Annotated in this window: 14 protein-coding genes; 4 read left to right on the top strand and 10 right to left on the bottom strand. The window is 71.0% G+C overall.

Annotated elements, in window-relative coordinates; all coding sequences use genetic code 11:
- Positions 1-24: 24 nt before the first annotated feature.
- Positions 25-831, bottom strand: coding sequence for a YdcF family protein (locus BUR28_RS15750; protein ID WP_074220993.1), 807 nt, complete (start codon positions 829-831; stop codon positions 25-27).
- 4 nt (positions 832-835) lie between these two features.
- Positions 836-2,161 carry a UDP-glucose dehydrogenase family protein gene (locus BUR28_RS15745; RefSeq protein ID WP_074220992.1) on the bottom strand — a complete coding sequence of 442 codons (1,326 nt, stop codon included), beginning with the start codon at positions 2,159-2,161 and terminating at the stop codon, positions 836-838.
- Between the two features lie 198 nt (positions 2,162-2,359).
- Here BUR28_RS15745 and BUR28_RS15740 point away from each other — a divergent pair, with 198 nt between their 5' ends.
- A complete protein-coding gene (locus tag BUR28_RS15740) occupies positions 2,360-3,388 on the top strand; it encodes an AbrB family transcriptional regulator (RefSeq protein WP_074220991.1) in 1,029 nt (342 codons plus the stop codon).
- 82 nt (positions 3,389-3,470) lie between these two features.
- On the opposite strand, the gene BUR28_RS15735 is transcribed toward BUR28_RS15740, so the two are convergent.
- Complete coding sequence (locus BUR28_RS15735; RefSeq protein ID WP_074220990.1) at positions 3,471-5,993, bottom strand: ABC transporter permease; 2,523 nt, start codon at positions 5,991-5,993, stop codon at positions 3,471-3,473.
- Positions 5,990-6,685, bottom strand: coding sequence for an ABC transporter ATP-binding protein (locus BUR28_RS15730; protein ID WP_074220989.1), 696 nt, complete (start codon positions 6,683-6,685; stop codon positions 5,990-5,992). The genes BUR28_RS15735 and BUR28_RS15730 overlap by 4 nt, the downstream gene beginning before the upstream one ends.
- On the opposite strand from BUR28_RS15730, the gene BUR28_RS15725 reads away from it, so the two are divergent.
- Together BUR28_RS15725 and BUR28_RS15720 are read left to right on the top strand one after the other, a co-directional pair.
- Positions 6,684-7,373, top strand: a complete 690-nt coding sequence (locus tag BUR28_RS15725; RefSeq protein ID WP_074220988.1) for an arylesterase — start codon at positions 6,684-6,686, stop codon at positions 7,371-7,373. The genes BUR28_RS15730 and BUR28_RS15725 overlap by 2 nt on opposite strands.
- Positions 7,374-7,537: 164 nt before the next feature.
- A complete protein-coding gene (locus BUR28_RS15720; RefSeq protein WP_175566964.1) occupies positions 7,538-8,524 on the top strand; it encodes a magnesium transporter in 987 nt (328 codons plus the stop codon).
- A gap of 88 nt (positions 8,525-8,612) precedes the next feature.
- On the opposite strand, the gene BUR28_RS15715 is transcribed toward BUR28_RS15720, so the two are convergent.
- Positions 8,613-10,649: an oxidoreductase gene (locus BUR28_RS15715; RefSeq protein ID WP_074220986.1), complete on the bottom strand. Its 2,037-nt coding sequence runs from the start codon at positions 10,647-10,649 to the stop codon at positions 8,613-8,615.
- Between the two features lie 157 nt (positions 10,650-10,806).
- The gene (gene hemC / locus BUR28_RS15710) at positions 10,807-11,757 is read right to left on the bottom strand and encodes a hydroxymethylbilane synthase (RefSeq protein WP_074220985.1); all 951 of its coding nucleotides are present in this window, start codon (positions 11,755-11,757) and stop codon (positions 10,807-10,809) included.
- Between the two features lie 104 nt (positions 11,758-11,861).
- Here hemC and hemE point away from each other — a divergent pair, with 104 nt between their 5' ends.
- Positions 11,862-12,893 (top strand): uroporphyrinogen decarboxylase, encoded by a 1,032-nt coding sequence (gene hemE / locus BUR28_RS15705; RefSeq protein WP_074220984.1) that lies wholly within the window; start codon positions 11,862-11,864, stop codon positions 12,891-12,893.
- Between the two features lie 488 nt (positions 12,894-13,381).
- Here hemE and BUR28_RS15700 read toward each other — a convergent pair whose 3' ends face one another.
- From BUR28_RS15700 to BUR28_RS15685, 4 genes are all read right to left on the bottom strand, one after another.
- Entirely contained in the window at positions 13,382-15,283 is a 1,902-nt protein-coding gene (locus tag BUR28_RS15700; protein ID WP_074220983.1) for a heavy metal translocating P-type ATPase, read from the bottom strand.
- A gap of 93 nt (positions 15,284-15,376) precedes the next feature.
- On the bottom strand, positions 15,377-15,811 hold the full coding sequence (locus tag BUR28_RS15695; protein WP_074220982.1) for a diheme cytochrome c: 435 nt from the start codon (positions 15,809-15,811) through the stop codon (positions 15,377-15,379).
- A 16-nt stretch (positions 15,812-15,827) separates the two neighbouring features.
- Complete coding sequence (locus BUR28_RS15690; RefSeq protein WP_074220981.1) at positions 15,828-16,220, bottom strand: DUF1924 domain-containing protein; 393 nt, start codon at positions 16,218-16,220, stop codon at positions 15,828-15,830.
- Positions 16,217-17,341 carry a cytochrome b/b6 domain-containing protein gene (locus BUR28_RS15685; protein WP_074220980.1) on the bottom strand — a complete coding sequence of 375 codons (1,125 nt, stop codon included), beginning with the start codon at positions 17,339-17,341 and terminating at the stop codon, positions 16,217-16,219. The genes BUR28_RS15690 and BUR28_RS15685 overlap by 4 nt, the downstream gene beginning before the upstream one ends.
- Positions 17,342-17,408: the final 67 nt, after the last annotated feature.

Genomic DNA, 17,408 nt, shown 5'->3' with positions numbered 1-17,408 from the left:
CGCGCGGCCGCGACGAAAGGGGGCTCAGCCGCGGTAAAGGCAACCGCGGGGCAAGGGATGCGCCGCGCGGCCCGTCGCGCGATAGACCGCCAGCCCGACATATTCGCGAAAGCCCGTGTTGAACGCCTCCAGCCGACCGGCCGGGTCCCAGCTGAACGGCGCCCCGGCACGACTTCGGAAATCCACCGGATAGGGGGTGATGTCGCGCCAGCCCGCGGCGCAGAAGGTCTCGACCGCGCGCGGCATGTGAAACGCGCTCGTGACCAGCAGCCACTGGCCGTCGCGCTCGGGCGCCAGGTCTGCCGACAACCGCGCGTTCTCGGCGGTGTTGCGCGACGCGCCTTCCAGAAGCAGACGTTCCGGCGCAAGCCCGGCCCCGGTCAGCAGCGCCCGCGCCACCTCTGCCTCGGGAATCGCGGCGGGGATGAGCCGCCCGCTGCCGCCGGTGAAGATGACCGGCGCCTCTGGGAACCGCCGGGCAAGGTCCAGCGCCGCAAGGAACCGCTCGCCGGCCTCGTTGACGGACGGCTGCCCCCGGAGGGCCGTCGACACCGGGTCTTCGGCACCGCCGAGCAGGACGATTCCGGCAACTGGCCCGGAAATCCGGGGCACGGCGTGCCGGCGTTCGAGCGCTGCCAGCATCGCGCCCCCCAAGGGCGAGAGCGTCGCAACGGCCGCCACCAGAAGCGACAGGCTGACCAGTACCCGCCCCGTCTGCCAGGACCCAAGCCAAAGCGCCAGCGTCCCGACAAGCAGCAGGGCCAGGATCAGGCTGTCCACCCGCATCAGGCCCCAGGCGATCTTCGAGGCGACGAAGAACACGTCCCCCATCGCGCTAGTCCGCGAGACCGAAGCCCCGCCGGCCCACCGCGATATAGGCCTCGAACCCCGCCGTGCGAACGTCCTCGACGGGGTATATGTTGCGCAGATCCGCCATGCGCGGCGTGGCCATCGCGCCCGCCATCTGTGCAAGGTCGAGCCCGCGGAACTCGTTCCACTCGGTCAGCAGCACCACCGCGTCGGCCCCGCGGGCGGCCTCGTAGGGGTCGTCTTCCCAGCTCACGCCGGGCAACAGCGCCTCGCCCTCGCGCCGGCCCTGCGGGTCGACCACCCGCACACGCGCCCCGCCGCCGACCAGCGACGGCACGATGGTCAGCGCCGCCGCCTCGCGCATGTCGTCGGTATTGGGCTTGAAGGTCACGCCCAGCACGGCGACGATCTTGCCGTTGACCGTCCCGCCGCAAAGATCGACCACCTTGTCGACCATCCGCCGCTTGACCTTGTCGTTGACCTCGATGACCGTCTCGGTGATGTGACAGGGGCAGGAGTGATCCTGCCCGATCCGCGCGAGCGCCGAGGTGTCCTTGGGAAAGCAGGACCCGCCATAGCCGGGCCCGGCATGCAGGAACTTGTTGCCGATCCGGCCGTCCAGCCCCATGCCCTTGGACACCGCCTTGATGTCGGCGCCCACCTTCTCGCACAGCATCGCCATCTCGTTGATGAAGGTGATCTTGGCCGCGAGGAAGGCGTTGGCCGCATACTTGATCATCTCGGCGGATTCGAGGTCGGTGTAGACGATCGGGAATTCGCGCAGGAAAAGCGGCCGGTAGATGTCGGCCATCACGTCGCGGGCGCGGTCGGACTCGACGCCGACCACCACTCGGTCGGGGCGCATGAAATCGTCGATCGCCGCGCCCTCGCGCAGGAATTCGGGGTTGGAGGCCACGTCGAATTCGGCCGCGGGGTTGGCGGCCTTCACCGTGGCCGCGACCTGACTATTGGTGCCGACCGGAACGGTGGACTTGGTGACGATGACGCAATAGCCCGTCAGCGCGCGGGCGATTTCCTCGGCCGCCGCCATCACGTAGGTCAGGTCGGCGTGGCCGTCGCCGCGCCGGGTGGGCGTGCCCACCGCGATGAAGACCGCGTCCGCCCCGTCGACCGCCCGGGCCAGGTCCCCGGTGAAAGACAACCGCCCGCCGGCCACGTTCCGCGCCATCACCTCCTCGAGCCCGGGCTCGTAGATCGGCACCTCGCCGCGCTCCAGCATCTCGATCTTGCGCGGGTCCTTGTCCACGCAGACCACCTCGTGGCCGAAATCCGAGAAACACACGCCAGAGACGAGCCCGACATAGCCCGTCCCGATCATCGCGATCTTCATGGCAATACCCTGTTGCGAATGCAGACGCCCTGCCGATGCGACAGGGCGCGGCCCAAGTCAAGCGGGCCGGGCCATCGCGGGCTTGCCTGTGGCGGTCGGACACGCCAGCGTTGCCCGGGAATTGACATTCCGGCGCGGCCCTCGATTCTGGACCCCCACCGGACACGACCGGTCCCGCCCGCAAGATCCGAACCTGCCATGGTCCCTGCCATCTTCACCCTCGCCGCCGGCGCGGCCGGCGCCCTGCTCGCGACGCGCCTCGGCGTGCCGGCGCCATTCCTCACCGGCCCGGCCCTGACCGTGACGCTGCTGGCCCTCGCGGGGGGGCGGGTCGGGCTGCCGCCCTGGCTGCGCGATGCCTGTTTCGTGACCATCGGGGTCAACATGGGCGCAGGCGTCACGCCCGAGGCCATGGCCACCGCAACCCGCTGGCCGGTCAGCCTGCTGCTTCTCGCCGCGGCGCTGGCCGCGATCCTCGGCCTGGGCGCGCGACTCCTGCGCCGCCGCTTCGGCTTCGACCCGATGAGCGCCCTGCTCGCCGCGACGCCCGGCCATCTGAGCTTCGTGCTCAGCCTCTCGACCGACGTCCGGGCGGACCTGCCACGGGTGACGCTGATCCAGACGCTCCGGGTGCTGGCCCTCACGCTGCTGGTGCCCTTCCTCGCGCCGCTTCTAGTGGAGGGCACGCTGCCGACGACGCCGCCCGGCCCCGATCCGATGGCACTTGCGGCGCTGGGGCCGCTGGTGGCCGGCGCGGTGCTGCTGGGCCTTGGCTTCCGGAAACTGGGCATCCCGGCCGCGCTGCTGCTCGGCGGCATGGCCGTGTCGGCCAGCGGACACGCCAGCGGCCTGGTCGAGGGCGCGGTGCCGGCCTGGCTGTCGACCCCCGCCTTCGTGACCATGGGCATGCTGATCGGAACACGGTTTTCGGGCGTCACGCCGCGGATGGTGGTCTCTGCCCTCCGCGCCTCCGGCCTGCTGACCGGTTTCGCCGTGATCGTCTCGCTCGGCGCCGCGGCGCTGGTCTCCCGCCTGCTCGATATCCCGATGCTCACCGCACTCATCGCCTTCGCCCCGGGCGGCCTCGAAACGATGATGGCGATGTCCCTGCTCCTGAACGCAGATCCGGCCTATGTCGCGGCGCATCACGTGTTCCGGCTGCTCCTGCTCACCCTGGCCTTGCCGATCCTCGTCGCCCGGATGCGCAAGCTGCAGGACAGGCGGTGAGCCACCTTCTTCTTGGTCCCAATACTCCCGCCGGAGGCGCCGCGCGCACCAGCGTGCGGCCGGCCCAGAGCCGGGCGCAGCCCTATTCGCGCGCGCGCAACACGCGGGCGGGGCGCGCGGCCAGCGGGCGCCAGGCGAAGGCAAGGCCCGCCAGAAGGGTGGCGAGCGCGCCGCCCAACACGATGGCCAGGGCCGAAACGGGCTCGAAGTCATAGCCCCCCATCATCACGAATTCCATCACCGCCCAGCCGGCCAAGCCGCCCGCGACGATGGCCACCGCGCCCGCCGCCGCGCCCAGCATCGCCGAACGCAGTGCGAAATAGGCCAGCACCTGGCCCCGCACCGCCCCCACCGTCTTCAGCACCGCCGATTCGAACACCCGCGTGCGCTCTCCGGCCGCCGCGGCGCCGATCAGCACGATGATGCCGGTCACCAGCGTCGCCGAGGCGCCGTAGGTGATCGCCGCGGCCAGCGAGGCCAGCACCTCGCCCACCCGGTCGACCGCGTCGCGCACCCGGATCGCGGTGATGTTCGGATAGGCCGAGGCGAGGTCGCGCAGGATCGCGGCCTCGGCTTCCGGCTCCGCATAGACCGTGGCGATGTGGGTATGGGGCGCCGCCTGCAAGGCACCGGGGTTCATCGCGATCACGAAACCGATCCCGGCGGTGGAGAAATCCACTTCGCGGAAGCTCGTGACCTCCGCGGTGATATCTCGCCCGAGGATGTTCACCGTCACCTCGTCGCCGATCTCCAGACCGATCTCCTCGGCCTCCTCGTCGGCAAAGCTCATCACCGGCGGGCCGTCATAGTCGCCCGGCCACCACTCGCCGCCGTTCACGATGGTCCCCTCGGGGGGCGTCGCGGAATAGGTCACGCCCCGGTCGCCGCGGATCACCCAGTGATCGCCCGCGACCTCCTTGGCCGGCCGCCCGTTGATCCGCGTGATGACCCCCCGCAACATCGGCGCGGTCTCGACACGGCTCACGCCCGGGTCGGTCTCCAGCCGGTCGAGGAACCCGTCGAGTTGATCGCCCTGGATGTCGACCACGAAATAGGAGGGCGCGACCTCGGGCAGTTCCTGCTGGATGGCGCTGCGCAGGTTCGCGTCGATCTGGCCGACCGCCGCCAGGATCGACAGCCCCAGCCCCAGCGACAGGACAACCGAGGTCGTCTCCCCCGCCGGTCCGCCGACCGCGCCAAGCGCAAGCCGCAGCGCCGTCCGCCCGCGCACCGCGCGCGCCCGCGCCAGCCGCCGGGCAAGCCGGCGCAAGCCCCAGGCCGCCAGCACCAGGAGCCCAAGCGCCGCGACGATCCCGAAGGCCGACCAGAGCGCCAGTTCCGGCACCCCGGAGAACCAGGCCGCCACCCCGATCAGCGCCGCGGCCAGCGCCACCGTGGCGCCGACATAGACCGGCCGCGGCCAGGCCCGCACCCGACCGGACACGTCGCGGAAAAGCGCCGCGGCCCGCACCTCCTCGGTCCGTGCGAGCGGCCAGAGCGTGAACAGCAGCGCCGTCAGCGCCCCGTAAAGCGCCGCCTCGGCCAACGGCCCCACATGCACGGTCATCTCTGCCGGCACCGGTAGCCGCGCCTGGATGAACGGCGCGAAGGCCAGCGGCGCCAGCGCGCCCAGCACCAGGCCGATCGCGATGCCCAGGCCCGCGAGCGCCCCGATCTGCATCAGATAGGCCAGCATGATCGTCCGCCCTTCGGCCCCGAGTGTCTTGAGCGTTGCGATCACTTCGGTCTTGCCGTCGAGATAGGCGCGCACGGCGGCCGACACGCCGACACCACCCACGGCAAGCCCGGCAAGCCCCACCAGCACCAGGAAGGACCCCATCCGGTCGACGAAACGGGTCATTCCCGGCGCGCCATTCCGCGCATCGCGCCAGCGCATGCCCTTGTCGGCGAAGGCCGCGTCGGCACGCGCCTCCAGCGCCGCCATGTCCGCCCCCTCGGGCAGGGCGAGGCGGTATTTCGTCTCGAAGAGCGTGCCGGGCTGAAGCAGCCCCGAGCCCTCCAGCGCCTCGGTGCGCAGGATCAGCCGCGGCCCAAGCCCGAACCCGTCGCCGGCGCCGTCGGGCTCGCGCAGCAGCACCGCCGAAAGCGTGTAATCCGCGGTGCCCAGCCGGAAGCCGTCGCCGGGCACCAGCCCCAGCCGGTCGGCCAGCACGCGTTCCATGACCGCGCCGTCGCCCGCCAGCGCCGCGCCCAGCGGCATCGCCGGCTCCAGGTCGACCGCCCCGTAGAGCGGATAGGCATCGTCCACGCCCTTGACCTGCGTCAGCCCGCGCTCGGTCTCGCCGTCGCGCTCGACCACCACCATCGAGCGGAAGTCGACGACCTCGGACAGCTCCGTCGAGACCTCCTCCATCCAGGCGCGTTCCGCGGGTTCGGCATAGCGGTACGTCAGCGACATCTCCGCATCGCCGCCGAGCAGCACCGCGCCTTCGCGCTTCAACCCGGCCTCGATGCTCTCGCGCACCGATCCCACGGCAGCAATGGCAGCAACGCCCAGCGCGAGGCAGGCGAGGAAGATGTAGAACCCCCTCAGTCCCCCGCGCAACTCGCGCCGGGCGATCCGGGCCGCGACGGCGAGGGTCATTCCGCCGCCCTCCGTGCCTCTTCGCCCGAAATGCGCCCGTCGGCCAGGCCCACCACCCGGTCGCAGCGCCCGGCAAGGTCGGGCGCATGGGTCACAAGGACCAGCGTCGCGCCATGCCGGTCGCGCAACCCGAAGAGCAGATCCATGATCGCCGCGCCGTTCGCGCCGTCGAGGTTGCCGGTGGGCTCGTCGGCCAGAAGGATATGCGGCCGCGGCGCGGCGGCGCGGGCCAGGGCCACGCGCTGCTGCTCGCCGCCCGACATCTGGCTGGGATAGTGGTCGATACGCGGCCCGAGCCCCACGGCGCGCAACTCCTCCTCGGCCCGGTCGAAGGCATCGCGGTGGCCGGCAAGTTCCAGCGGAGTGGCCACGTTTTCCAGCGCCGTCATCGTCGGGATCAGGTGGAAAGACTGGAACACCACGCCCATATGATCCCTGCGAAACCGGGCGAGCGCATCCTCGTTCATCGCGGTCAGGTCCCGGCCCAGCGCCATGACCCGGCCCGAACTGGCGCGTTCCAGCCCGCCCATGAGCATCAGGAGCGACGACTTGCCCGACCCCGACGGCCCGATCAGGCCCAGCGTTTCACCCTTCGCCACGTTCAGCGAAATGCCGTGCAGGATCTCGACCGGCCCGGCATTCCCGGCAAGGGTCAGGGTGACGTCGGACAGCGAAAGGACAGGGTCTGTCATGGAAGGCCTTCTGGGGATTGCACGTCTTCTGGGATATGGGGCATGGACGCGCGCGCTCAAGCTTGCCCTGGCCATCAGCCTCGCGGCGAGCGCCACCGCGGCGCAGGCCGAAGAGGTCACGATTGCCGCGCTCGGCGACAGCCTGACCCAGGGCTACGGGCTGCCCCAGGGCGAAGGCTTCGTGCCGCAGCTCGAAGCCTGGCTGGCAGCGCAAGGGGCCGATGTCGAGGTTCTGAACGCAGGCGTCTCGGGCGACACCACCGCGGGCGGGCTGTCGCGGGTCGCGTGGACGCTGACGCCCGAGGTGGACGCGATCATCGTGGCGCTGGGGGGGAACGATCTGTTGCGCGGAATCGACCCGGCCGCCTCACGCGCCAACCTGGAAGGCATCCTGACCGCGGCGCGGAAGGCCGGGGTCGAGGTTCTGCTTGTCGGCCTCGACGCGCCGGGCAATTACGGCCCGGACTACAAGGCCGCCTTCGACTCGATGTACCCGGATCTCGCCGAAGACTATGACGCCCTCTATTTCGAAAGCTTCCTCAAGGGGTTGAGCGACCTGCCCGACCGCGGACAGGCGATGCGCGACTACATGCAGGAGGACGGCATCCACCCCTCCGCGAAAGGCGTCGCCCTGATCGTCGAGGCGATGGGGCCGACGGTGCTGGAGCTTGTCGAACGGGCGCGGTAGGCGCCGAAAGCGCGGAGTCGCGGCATCGGAATTCCATCGGACTTTCATCGGAATTCCGTCGGACTTTTTTCGGACCGGCCCGGCCCAACCCCGCCGCGGAAAGGCTGGCCCCGGCCCCGGCGCGGGTCTAGAAAACGCCGCGAGCGATGGCGGCGGAGACCAGCATGAGCCCCGATGACACGAGCCCGGCCCAGGACGGGCGCGAGACCGCGCAGACCCACCTCGTCGCCTCGGTGCCGACCGCACGCCCCGAGACCCGCGCCGCCGACCTCATCGCGGCGCTGGGCGGGCAGCATTTCGACTGCGCCGACACGATCCTCGTCACCGATGCCGACACGCGGCTGATCGGCATCGTCCGCATCAACGATCTCTTCGCCAATGCCGGGCGACTGATCGGCGAGATCATGGAGCCCGAACACGAGGCCGTCACCGTCGAGGCCGACCAGGAGGAGATCGCGACACTGGCGATCCGGCTGAACATGATCGTGGTGCCGGTGGTGGACGAGACCGGCCGCCTGATCGGCGCGGTGCCGCCCGAGGCGCTGTTCCGCATCCTGCGCGACGAGCACATGGAGGACCTCCAGCGGCTGGCCGGGATCGGCGCGCATCAGGGCGGGCCGGCGGCGGCGCTGGACGCGCCGATTCGCGACCGGCTGTCGCGGCGGCTGCCCTGGCTGGTGCTGGGCCTCGCGGCCTCGACCGTGGTCACGCTGGTGATGGTCGGATTCGAGGAGGCGCTGGCCGCGAACGTGGCCGTGGCGTTCTTCGTCCCGGCCCTCGTCTATATCGCGGGCGCGATCGGCACCCAGGCGGTGTCGGTCTCGGTCCGGGCGCTCTCGACCTCGGATGTCGCGCTCCGGCCTCTGATGCGCGACGAGGCGCTGATCGGCCTCGGGATCGGCGCGGCGCTCGGCACCATCGCGGGGCTCGGCGTGCTGGCCAGCTTCGGCGACGGGCTGCTGGCGCTGGCCGTGGGTCTCGCCGTGCTGGGCGGCGGCGCGGTGTCCTCGGTGGTCGGCTTCGCCCTGCCCTGGGCGTTCCAGCGGATCGGGTCGGACCCGGCGATGGGCTCGGGGCCGATCTGCACGGTGATCCAGGACGCCGCGAGCCTCGCGATCTATTTCCTCGCCGTCCGCGTGCTGATCCTGTGACCGGGGCGGCGCGCCCGCCCGAGGGACCGGCCGCAAGGCCGGGCCCGAGAGGAAGGGAATGCGCCGAAGGCGCGCATTCTGGCAGGCGTCACCACCTCAGCCCGTAGCGCAGCGCATCGTAGATCCCCGCATGGATGTTGCGCGCGGCGATGGCGTCGCCGATCCGGTAGAGCAGGAAGGCGCCCTCCGGGTTCTTCTCGGGGAACGGGTCGCCCTGCCCGGTCAGGGCGGGGTAGTCGACCGCGCCCAGATTGCGCGCCTCGGGCCTGAGCGCGTGGTAGAGTTCGTCCAGCGCCTCGGTGCCGTGCTCCACCACCACCCGGTCCACCCGGCGCGCGTCGGACCAGCCGGGGGCGTAGTCCGAGCCCAGCTCCGCGACCAGTTCGTTGCCCTCGCGTCGGAGGGCGGTCACCCGCGTGTTGATCGTCACCCGCGTGCCGGTCTCGGCAAAGCTCGCGGCATAGGGCACGTGGTTCATGCCGCCCATCTCGGGCGCGAAGAACCGTTCCGGGCTGACCAGTTCCACCTCGGCGCCCGCCCGGCCCAGCACCTCGGCCGCGCTCATCCCCGCATGGCCGCCATGGTCGTCATAGACCAGCACCCGGCCCGCCGGCTTCACCTCGCCCGAGAGGATGTCCCAGGACGAGACCGCGAGCCCGGCGCCCGCGATCTCGGGCGGCTGGGGCAGCCCGCCGGTGGCGATCACCACCACCTCGGGGTCCAGCGCCCGCAGGTCGTCGGCCTCGGCATAGGTGTTGTAGCGGATCTCGACGCCCAGCCGGTCCAGTTCCGCCACCCGCCAGTCGACGATTCCCGCCATCTCGCGGCGGCGCGGATTGCCGGTCAGCAGGTTGATCTGCCCGCCCGCCCGGTCGGCCGCCTCGAAAAGCGTCACCCGGTGGCCGCGTTCGGCGGCGACGCGGGCGGCCTCCAGTCCAGCGGGCCCGGCGCCGACGATCACCGCGCGGCGCGGCGTGTCGGCCTTGGGAATGTCGTGCGGCATCCAGCCCTCGCGCCCGGTCGCGGCGTTGTGCACGCACAGCGCCTCGCCGCCCTCGTAGATCCGGTCGAGGCAATAGGTGGCGCCCACGCAGGGGCGGATGCGCGTCTCCTGCCCGGCGGCGATCTTGCGGCCGATATGGGGGTCGGCCATGTGGGCGCGGGTCATCCCCACCATGTCGAGCTTGCCCTCGGCGACGGCGTGGCGCGCGGTCGCGACGTCGGAGATCTTGGCGGCGTGGAACACCGCGAGGCCGGTTTCGGCCCGGACCTCTCCGGCGAAGTCCAGATGCGGGGCCGAGGCCATGCCCTGGATCGGGATCACCCTGGTCAGCTCGGCATCGGTTGCGATGCGGCCGCGGATCAGGTTGAGGAAATCGACCTTGCCGCTCGCGGCCAGCCGCCGGGCGATCTCCATCCCCTCGGCGCGGCTGAGCCCCTTCTCGAACTGCTCGTCGGCCACCATCCGGAGCCCGACGATGAACTCCGGCCCCACCGCCGCGCGGACCCCGTCGATCACCGCCCAGGTGAAGCGCATCCGGTTGTCGAGCGACCCGCCCCACGCGTCCGCGCGCCGGTTCTGGTGGGGCGACCAGAAGGCATCCAGCAGGTGGCCATAGGCCTCGATCTCGATCCCGTCGAGCCCGGCCGCCTGCATCCGCTGGGCGGCGGCCGCGAAATCGGCCACCACGCGGTCGATATCCCAGTCCTCCATCGCCTTGGCGAAGGCGCGGTGGGCGGGTTCGCGCAGCGCGGACGGCGCGATCACCGGCAGCCAGTCGCCCTTGTTCCAGCCGGTGCGCCAGCCCAGATGGGTGAGCTGGATCATCACCGCCGTGCCGTGGGCGTGGCAGGCGTCGGTCAACTCGGCCAGCCAGGGCACGATCTCGTCCTTGTAGGCCAGGAGGTTGCCGAACGCCTCGGGGCTGTCCTGAGAGACCACCGCGGACCCGGCCGTCATCGTCAGCGCGATGCCGCCTTTCGCCTTTTCCGCGTGGTAGAGCCGGTAGCGCGCCTTCGGCATCCCGTCCTCGGAATAGGCGGGCTCGTGCGCCGTGGACATCAGCCGGTTCTTCAGCGTCAGGTGCTTCAGGCGGTAGGGCGTCAGCAGCGGATCGGTGGACATGGGCGGCCTCCTTCCCGGTCAGGCTAGGGGCGCGCCTCGGGCGTCTCTGGTCAGGGCGCGACCCTTGCCGGTGCCTCCTGCGACATCCGCGAAAGGAAAGGCGCCGGGGCGGGCTTGCCGCTCCGGCGCCATCGAGAGCTGCGGGGAAGAGCGGGTCTCAGTCCTCGATCCAGTCGAAGAAGCCTTCGCCCGCCTGCTCGCGCAGCCGCTTGCCCAGCGCCCAGCCCATCTCGGCGGCGTCCGCGATCGGCGCGCGGTCCTCGCCCTGGATGCTCTCGGAGCCGTCGGGGCGCAGGATCTCGCCGCGCAGCCAGATATTCCCGCCCTCGTGGCGGGCGAGCCCGCCGATGGGCGTCTCGCACGAGCCGTCCAGCGCGGCGAGGAAGGCGCGTTCGCAGGCCATCTGCTCGCCGGTCTCGCGGTCGTGCAGCGCCTCCAGCATGTGGGCGGCGGTCGCGTCGTCCGCGCGCCGCTCGATCCCGATGGCGCCCTGCGCGACGGCGGACAGCATTTCCTCGGGTTCGATGGCCGATTGCGCGACATGGCTCATGTTCAGCCGGTTCAGGCCGGCCATGGCGAGGAAGCTGGCCACCGCCACGCCGTCCTCCAGCTTCTTCAGCCGGGTCTGCACGTTGCCGCGAAACTCCACCACCTTCAGGTCCGGGCGCCGGTTGAGCAGTTGCGCCCGGCGCCGCAGCGACGAGGTGCCCACCACCGCGCCCTCCTCCAGGTCCGCGATTCCCGTCACCTTGTGCGAGATGAAGGCGTCGCGGAAATCCTCGCGCGGGAGGTAGGTGTCGAGCACCAGCCCCTCGGGCTGTTCCACCGCCATGTCCTTGGTCGAGTGCACCGCGATGTCGATGCGGCCCTCCAGCATGGCGTCCTCGATCTCCTTGGTGAACAACCCCTTGCCGCCGATTTCCTTCAGCGCCCGGTCCAGCACCTTGTCGGCGATGGTCTGGATCACCACGATCTCGAACGCGTCCTCGGGCAGGTCGAAGGCCGCCATCAGCCGGTCGCGCGTTTCGTGCGCCTGGGCCAGCGCCAGCGGCGAGCCGCGGGTGCCGATCTTCAGGGGTGAAGCGGGGGAAGGAAGTGTGATAGCCATGCGCCGAACCTCTAATCGCGTCACGTCGTCCTGACAACTCGCCCCGTCTTGACATGCCGACGCAGTCAGGGGACGACAGGCCGCACCAATAAACGGGGAAGACGATGGCGGAAACCAAAAAACTGTTGCGGTCGCTGGCGGGGGAAGTTCAGGACGTGCCGCCCGCATGGCTGATGCGGCAGGCGGGCCGCTACCTGCCCGAATACCGCGCCACCCGGGCCGAGGCGGGCGACTTCCTGTCGCTGTGCTACAATTCCGAGCTGGCCGCCGAGGTGACGCTGCAGCCGATCCGCCGCTACGGCTTCGACGCGGCGATCCTGTTCGCCGACATCCTGCTGCTTCCCCAGGCGCTGGGCGCCGACCTGTGGTTCGTCACGGGCGAGGGCCCGCGGCTGTCGACGATCACCGGCGCCGAGGGGCTGGCGCCCCTCAAGGGCAAGGACGACATCCACGAGCACATGGCGCCGGTCTACGAAACCGTGCGCATCCTGTCGCGCGAACTGCCGAAGGAAACCACGCTGATCGGATTCGCCGGCGCGCCCTGGACGGTGGCGACCTACATGATCGCCGGGCGCGGCACGCCGGACCAGGCCCCCGCGCACAAGCTGAAGGCCGAGGACCGGGAAACCTTCGACGCGCTGATGGAGCTGTTGACCGCGTCGACCATCGAATACCTGTCCAAGCAGGTCGAGGCCGGCGCCGAGGTGGTCAAGATCTTCGACAGCTGGGCCGGGTCGCTGAAGGGCGAGGATTTCACCCGCTACGCGCTGGAACCGGCCAAGCGGATCATCGCCGAACTGAAATCGCGCCATCCCGGCCTGCCCTGCATCGCCTTCCCGCGCGAGGCGGGCGAGCAGTATGTCGGCTTCGCCAAGGCGACGGGGGCGGATTGCGTGGCGCTGGACAACTCGGTCGATGCGGGCTGGGCGGCCGAGAACGTGCAGGTAGACGGCTGCGTGCAGGGCAACATGGACCCGAAGCTGATGGTCACCGGCGGGCAGAAGCTGATCGACGAGACCAAGCGGATCAAGGAAGCCTTTTCCAAGGGCCCGCACATCTTCAACCTCGGCCACGGAATCACGCCCGACGCCGACCCCGAGAACGTCACCGTGATGCTGGAGGCGCTGCGCGGCTGACACAGGCCCGCAGGACCGGACAATCGGGCACCCCGGGCCTTTGGGTCCGGGGTGCTTGTTTTGTGGGGCGGCTGATTTGAGCCCGAAGTCCCGTGTGCTGCGCCGTTGACGAGGGGCGGCAAGGCGCAGGCCCCGGGCTTTGCCGAATGCCCTTGCATGACCCGGATGGCCCCGAAGGCGTCTTCGGATTCTGCTGCGCAGCGCGCCGATGAAGACCGTCTTTGCGCCTGCGGAATGCGATCGCAGGCCAATGCCCGCAGCGTGGGGCAGGTCAGCGCTTCGCACGCGGACGACGAATGGCAGAAGATGCCATCGAGGCATCGGGGGGACCCGTTTCCCCTGTCAGCCCGCAGCCGATCAACGGACGCAACCTTCCCCTTGCGATGGCATCGGAGCGATCAAGCCGGACGAGGGCCTGTCGAAGTGGTGCGCGGAAACCAGGCTGAATGGTCGCCATTCGCCGCGCGACACAGATCCTCCCAAGGGTGCTACGACCGGATCGGATCGGCCAGCAGCCGCAGGCCGTTCAGAACGACGAGCACGGTGCCGCCCTCGTGACCGACCACGGCGACCGGCAGCGGCAGGTGGAAGAACAGCCCCGTGATGACCAGGACGGCCATGGCGCCCATCGCGAAGACCAGGTTCTGGCGGATGATCCGCGCCGTCCGGCGCGACAGCGCGTGCGCCGCGGCGAGCCGGCCCAGATCCTCGGACAAGAGCGCCACGTCGGCCGCCTGCAGCGCCACCTCGGACCCCGCCGTGCCCATCGCGATGCCCACATCGGCCCGTGCCAGCGCGGCGGCGTCGTTCACCCCGTCGCCGACGAAGGCCACCCGGCCCCGGGCGGCGAGATCGGCGACGATGCGGACCTTGTCCTCGGGGCGGAGGTCGGCATGGACGTCACCCGCCGCGATCCCGAGATCGGCGGCCACGCGTTCGGCCACCGCGCGGCGGTCGCCGGTCAGCATGGCGATGGTCGGAACGCCGCGGGCGCGCAAAGCGGCGAGCCCGGGGCGCGCGGTGTCGCGCTGGCGGTCCTCGACGGCGACCGCGCCCAGCACCTTTGCCCCGCGGCCCAGAAGCACCAGCGTCTGCGGCGTCGCGTGCAGCCGGGCGACGAGTTCGGGCAGCGCGTCGCCTTCGCCGTGGGCGCCCATCCGGGCGGCGAGCCGGGCGTTCCCGGCCCAGATCATCCCCTCGTCGTCGAGCCCCACCATCCCCTCGCCCGGCACCGCGCGCGCCTCGCGCACCGTGACGGGCGCGATCTGCCGCGCCTCGGCCGCGCGGCGGATCGCGTCGGCGATGGGGTGTTCGGAATGCGCCTCGAGCCCGGCGAGGCGGGCGAGAAACGCCGCCTCGTCGCCCTCGCAGTGCAGATCGACCACCTCCTGCCGCCCGGTGGTGAGCGTGCCGGTCTTGTCGAACGCGAAGCTGTCGACCCGGGCCAGCGTCTCGAGCGCTGCGCCGCCCTTGAAGAGAACCCCGCCCCGCGCTGCGACCGACAGCGCCGAAAGGATCGCGGCGGGGACCGAGATCACGATGGCGCAGGGGCTGGCCGCGACGAGCAGCGTCGCCGCCTTGTAGAGCGCCGCGCTCCAGCCGAGGCCGATGCCAAGGAACACCGCAAAGGCCAGAACGGCGCCCACCAGCACCGCGACGGTATAGCGCTGGCCGAACCATTCGGAGAACCGTTCGGACGGCGCCCGGGCGGCCTGCGCCTCGGTCACCAGCGCGATCATCCGCGCCACGGTGCTTTCCGAAAGCGGCCGGGCCACTTCGACGGCGAGGACGCCGTGCATGTTGACCGTCGCCTCGAAGACCAGCGCGCCCGGCGCCTTGTGCTCGGGCACCGATTCCCCGGTGATGGTGGATTCGTCGAGCGCGCCCTCGCCCTCGACGATCACCCCGTCCACGGGCACCCGCGCGCCGGGGCGCAGGATCACCACCTCGCCGGGGGAGAGATCCTCGACCGGAACCTCCTCGGTGCCCTCGGCGGTGCGGCGCAGCGCGCGGTCGGGGCGCAGTTCCATCAGCGCCTCGATGGCGCGGCGCGCCCGGCCCATCGCGCGGTGTTCCAGCGTGGTCGACAGGCTGAAAAGCGTCAGCAGAACGCCGCCCTCGAACGGCGCGCCGACGGCCGCCGCGGCGAGCGCCGCGATCACCATCAGCAGGTCGATATCGAGTTCGCGCTCCTGCCAGAGGGCGGCGAGCGCCCGCGCCCCCGCCGGGAGGCCGCCCGCCGCGTAGACCGCCAGCAGCGCCGCGCCCAGCAGAGCCTGCGTCCAGGGGCCGTCGGGCAGCGCCCAATGCGCGACCGCGGCCAGCACCATGCCCGCCAGCGTCACGCCGGTCAGCACCAGCGGCCATGTCTCTTCGTTCAGCTTCGGCATCCCGCTCCACTCACCACGCGCATCCGCACATACCGACGCCCCGGCGACTCCCTCGAAGTCGCCGGGGCGGTATAGCCCGATCCGGTGCGTGCGTCAGTCGTCTTCGAAATAGCCGCGTTCGGCGCCGCGATGGCAGGCCGCGCAATTCGCCATCGACTTGGCCTTCCGCATCATGCGCTGGCTGACCTCCTCGCGGTGCTCGTGCTTGAACCAGGGCAATTCGCTGATCCGAAGCGGCGTCTGGTTCTCGGAGACGCCGCGGATGCGCGGTGCGGCGTTGCCGACGAGATAGGCCTCGATCTCGGCGCGGGTGGCCGCGTCGAGCTGGGCGTTCTCGCCGAAATGGTTCTTCAGGTCGCCCATGATCGCCACCCAGGACCGCCGGGGCAGGAATCCCGCGGGATAGGCCATGTGGCAGGCGGAGCATTCCTCCAGCGTGGCGGGATGGGTCACCGGCGGCATGTAGTCGTCGTCGGCGAGCGCCGGCGCGGCGGCAAGGGCCAGCGCGACTGTCAGGAAACGGGTCATATTTTCTCCTTTCGTGTCATAGGCTTGCAAGCCATGCGATGATGTCGGCCTTTTCCGCGGCGCTGCATTCGCGCCCCAGCACGCTGTCGCAGTTGCGGCCCAGCCATTTCTCGACCTCCTTGGTTTCGGTCAGACGCGCGGGGTTGGCCGAGGGGGCGAGCGGCTCGATCGTCTTGCCGGTGCGGGCCTGTCCCGCGGCGCGGGGATCCTTGGTGTGGCAGGTGGTGCAGGCGGGCGTCTCGGGCTTGCCGCCCGCGTGCTGCGCCATGAAGAACGCCTTGCCCGCAGACGGGTCGGCGGCGCGGCCGGCCTGGGACTCGTAGCTGGCAATCAGTTGCGCGGGCGAGGTGTCCTGCGCCAGCGCGGGCACGGCGGGCACGAGGGCCGCGAGGAAGATCAGGTGTCTCATTCGGTCTTCTCCTTTGGAATGGAAATGGCAAAGGGGCTGAAGCGGCCCGACCCGGCATCGGCGTGACAGGCGGCGCAATTGGCACGGCTGAAGACCGGCGCGCCCTCGAAGAGCGTGTCGGGCAGGTCGCCGTGCAGACGTTTCCAGGCCGGCGTTTCGGTCAGCGTGGCCGGGGCGTCGGGATCGGTGCGGGCGAACATCCGCGCGGGCGCGGTGTCCACGGTTTCGGCGGCGTGCGCGGTCAGCCAGGCCTCGATCTCCGCGGCATCGCCCGCGTCGATCCAGGCGTTCTCGCCGAAATGGTCGTCGAGCCCGGCGACCAGCGCCTCCCACGAGGCGGCCGGCAGCAGGCTGGGGTGGTAGACCATGTGGCACGCGCCGCATTCCTCGGCGGTGAGCGGGTCGATCCGCGACACCGGCATGTCCGGCACCGGGCGGGCCGAAAGCGCGGCCGCGGCAAGAACGAGGATTCCGGCAATCGTGGCGACGACCTTGACTGCGCGGCGGCCCTGCGGGCGGGCCTCGACGGGGCGGGCGTCGCCGGGGCGCGCCTCCTTGCGGCCGGTCAGCATCGCGCCCGCCAGGTTCTCGCGCGCGCGGCGGCTTTCGAAGATCACGCCGCCGACATGGAGGGCGATCATCCCGAGAAGGGCGAAGGCGACGATCTCGTGCAACTCGCGCGCGGCGCGGCCCGTCTGGGTGCCGAGATCCGCGGCGAGCGGTCCGAGCCTGAGCCAGCCGCCCAGAACGACAAGCCCGGTGCCGGCGAGCGCGAGGACGGCGGCGAAGAGCGCGAACACCATCAGCGCGCCCAGCGGGTTGTGGCCGCGATGGCGGCCGCCCGCACCGCGCAGATGCGCGAGCAGCGCCGAAGGCCGCGGCAGGAAATCGGCGAATCGCGCGTGGGCGGTGCCGAAAAGGCCCCAGACGATCCGCGCGACGACGAGGGCGGCGGCGGCCAGCCCGAAGCCGAGATGCCACCCGGCCCAGCGTGCATCGGCGAGAAAGCCGGTGAGGACCGCCCCGCCGATGCAGAGGACAAGCGCCCAGTGGAAAAGGCGCACCCAGATGTCCCAGACGGGAACGCGGGGAAACGGGGAGAGACTCGTTCGGAACGACATGGGTGTGGGGCTTCCTCCGGGCGACCGTGAGACCGTGAGACCGTCATCGCACGGGGTGGCTGACACC

Origin of the sequence: Rhodovulum sp. ES.010, assembly GCF_900142935.1 — a bacterium.
GTDB lineage: Bacteria > Pseudomonadota > Alphaproteobacteria > Rhodobacterales > Rhodobacteraceae > Rhodovulum.
The sequence above is the reverse complement of the archived record's forward strand: the minus strand, read 5'-3'. Positions and strand labels throughout refer to the sequence as shown.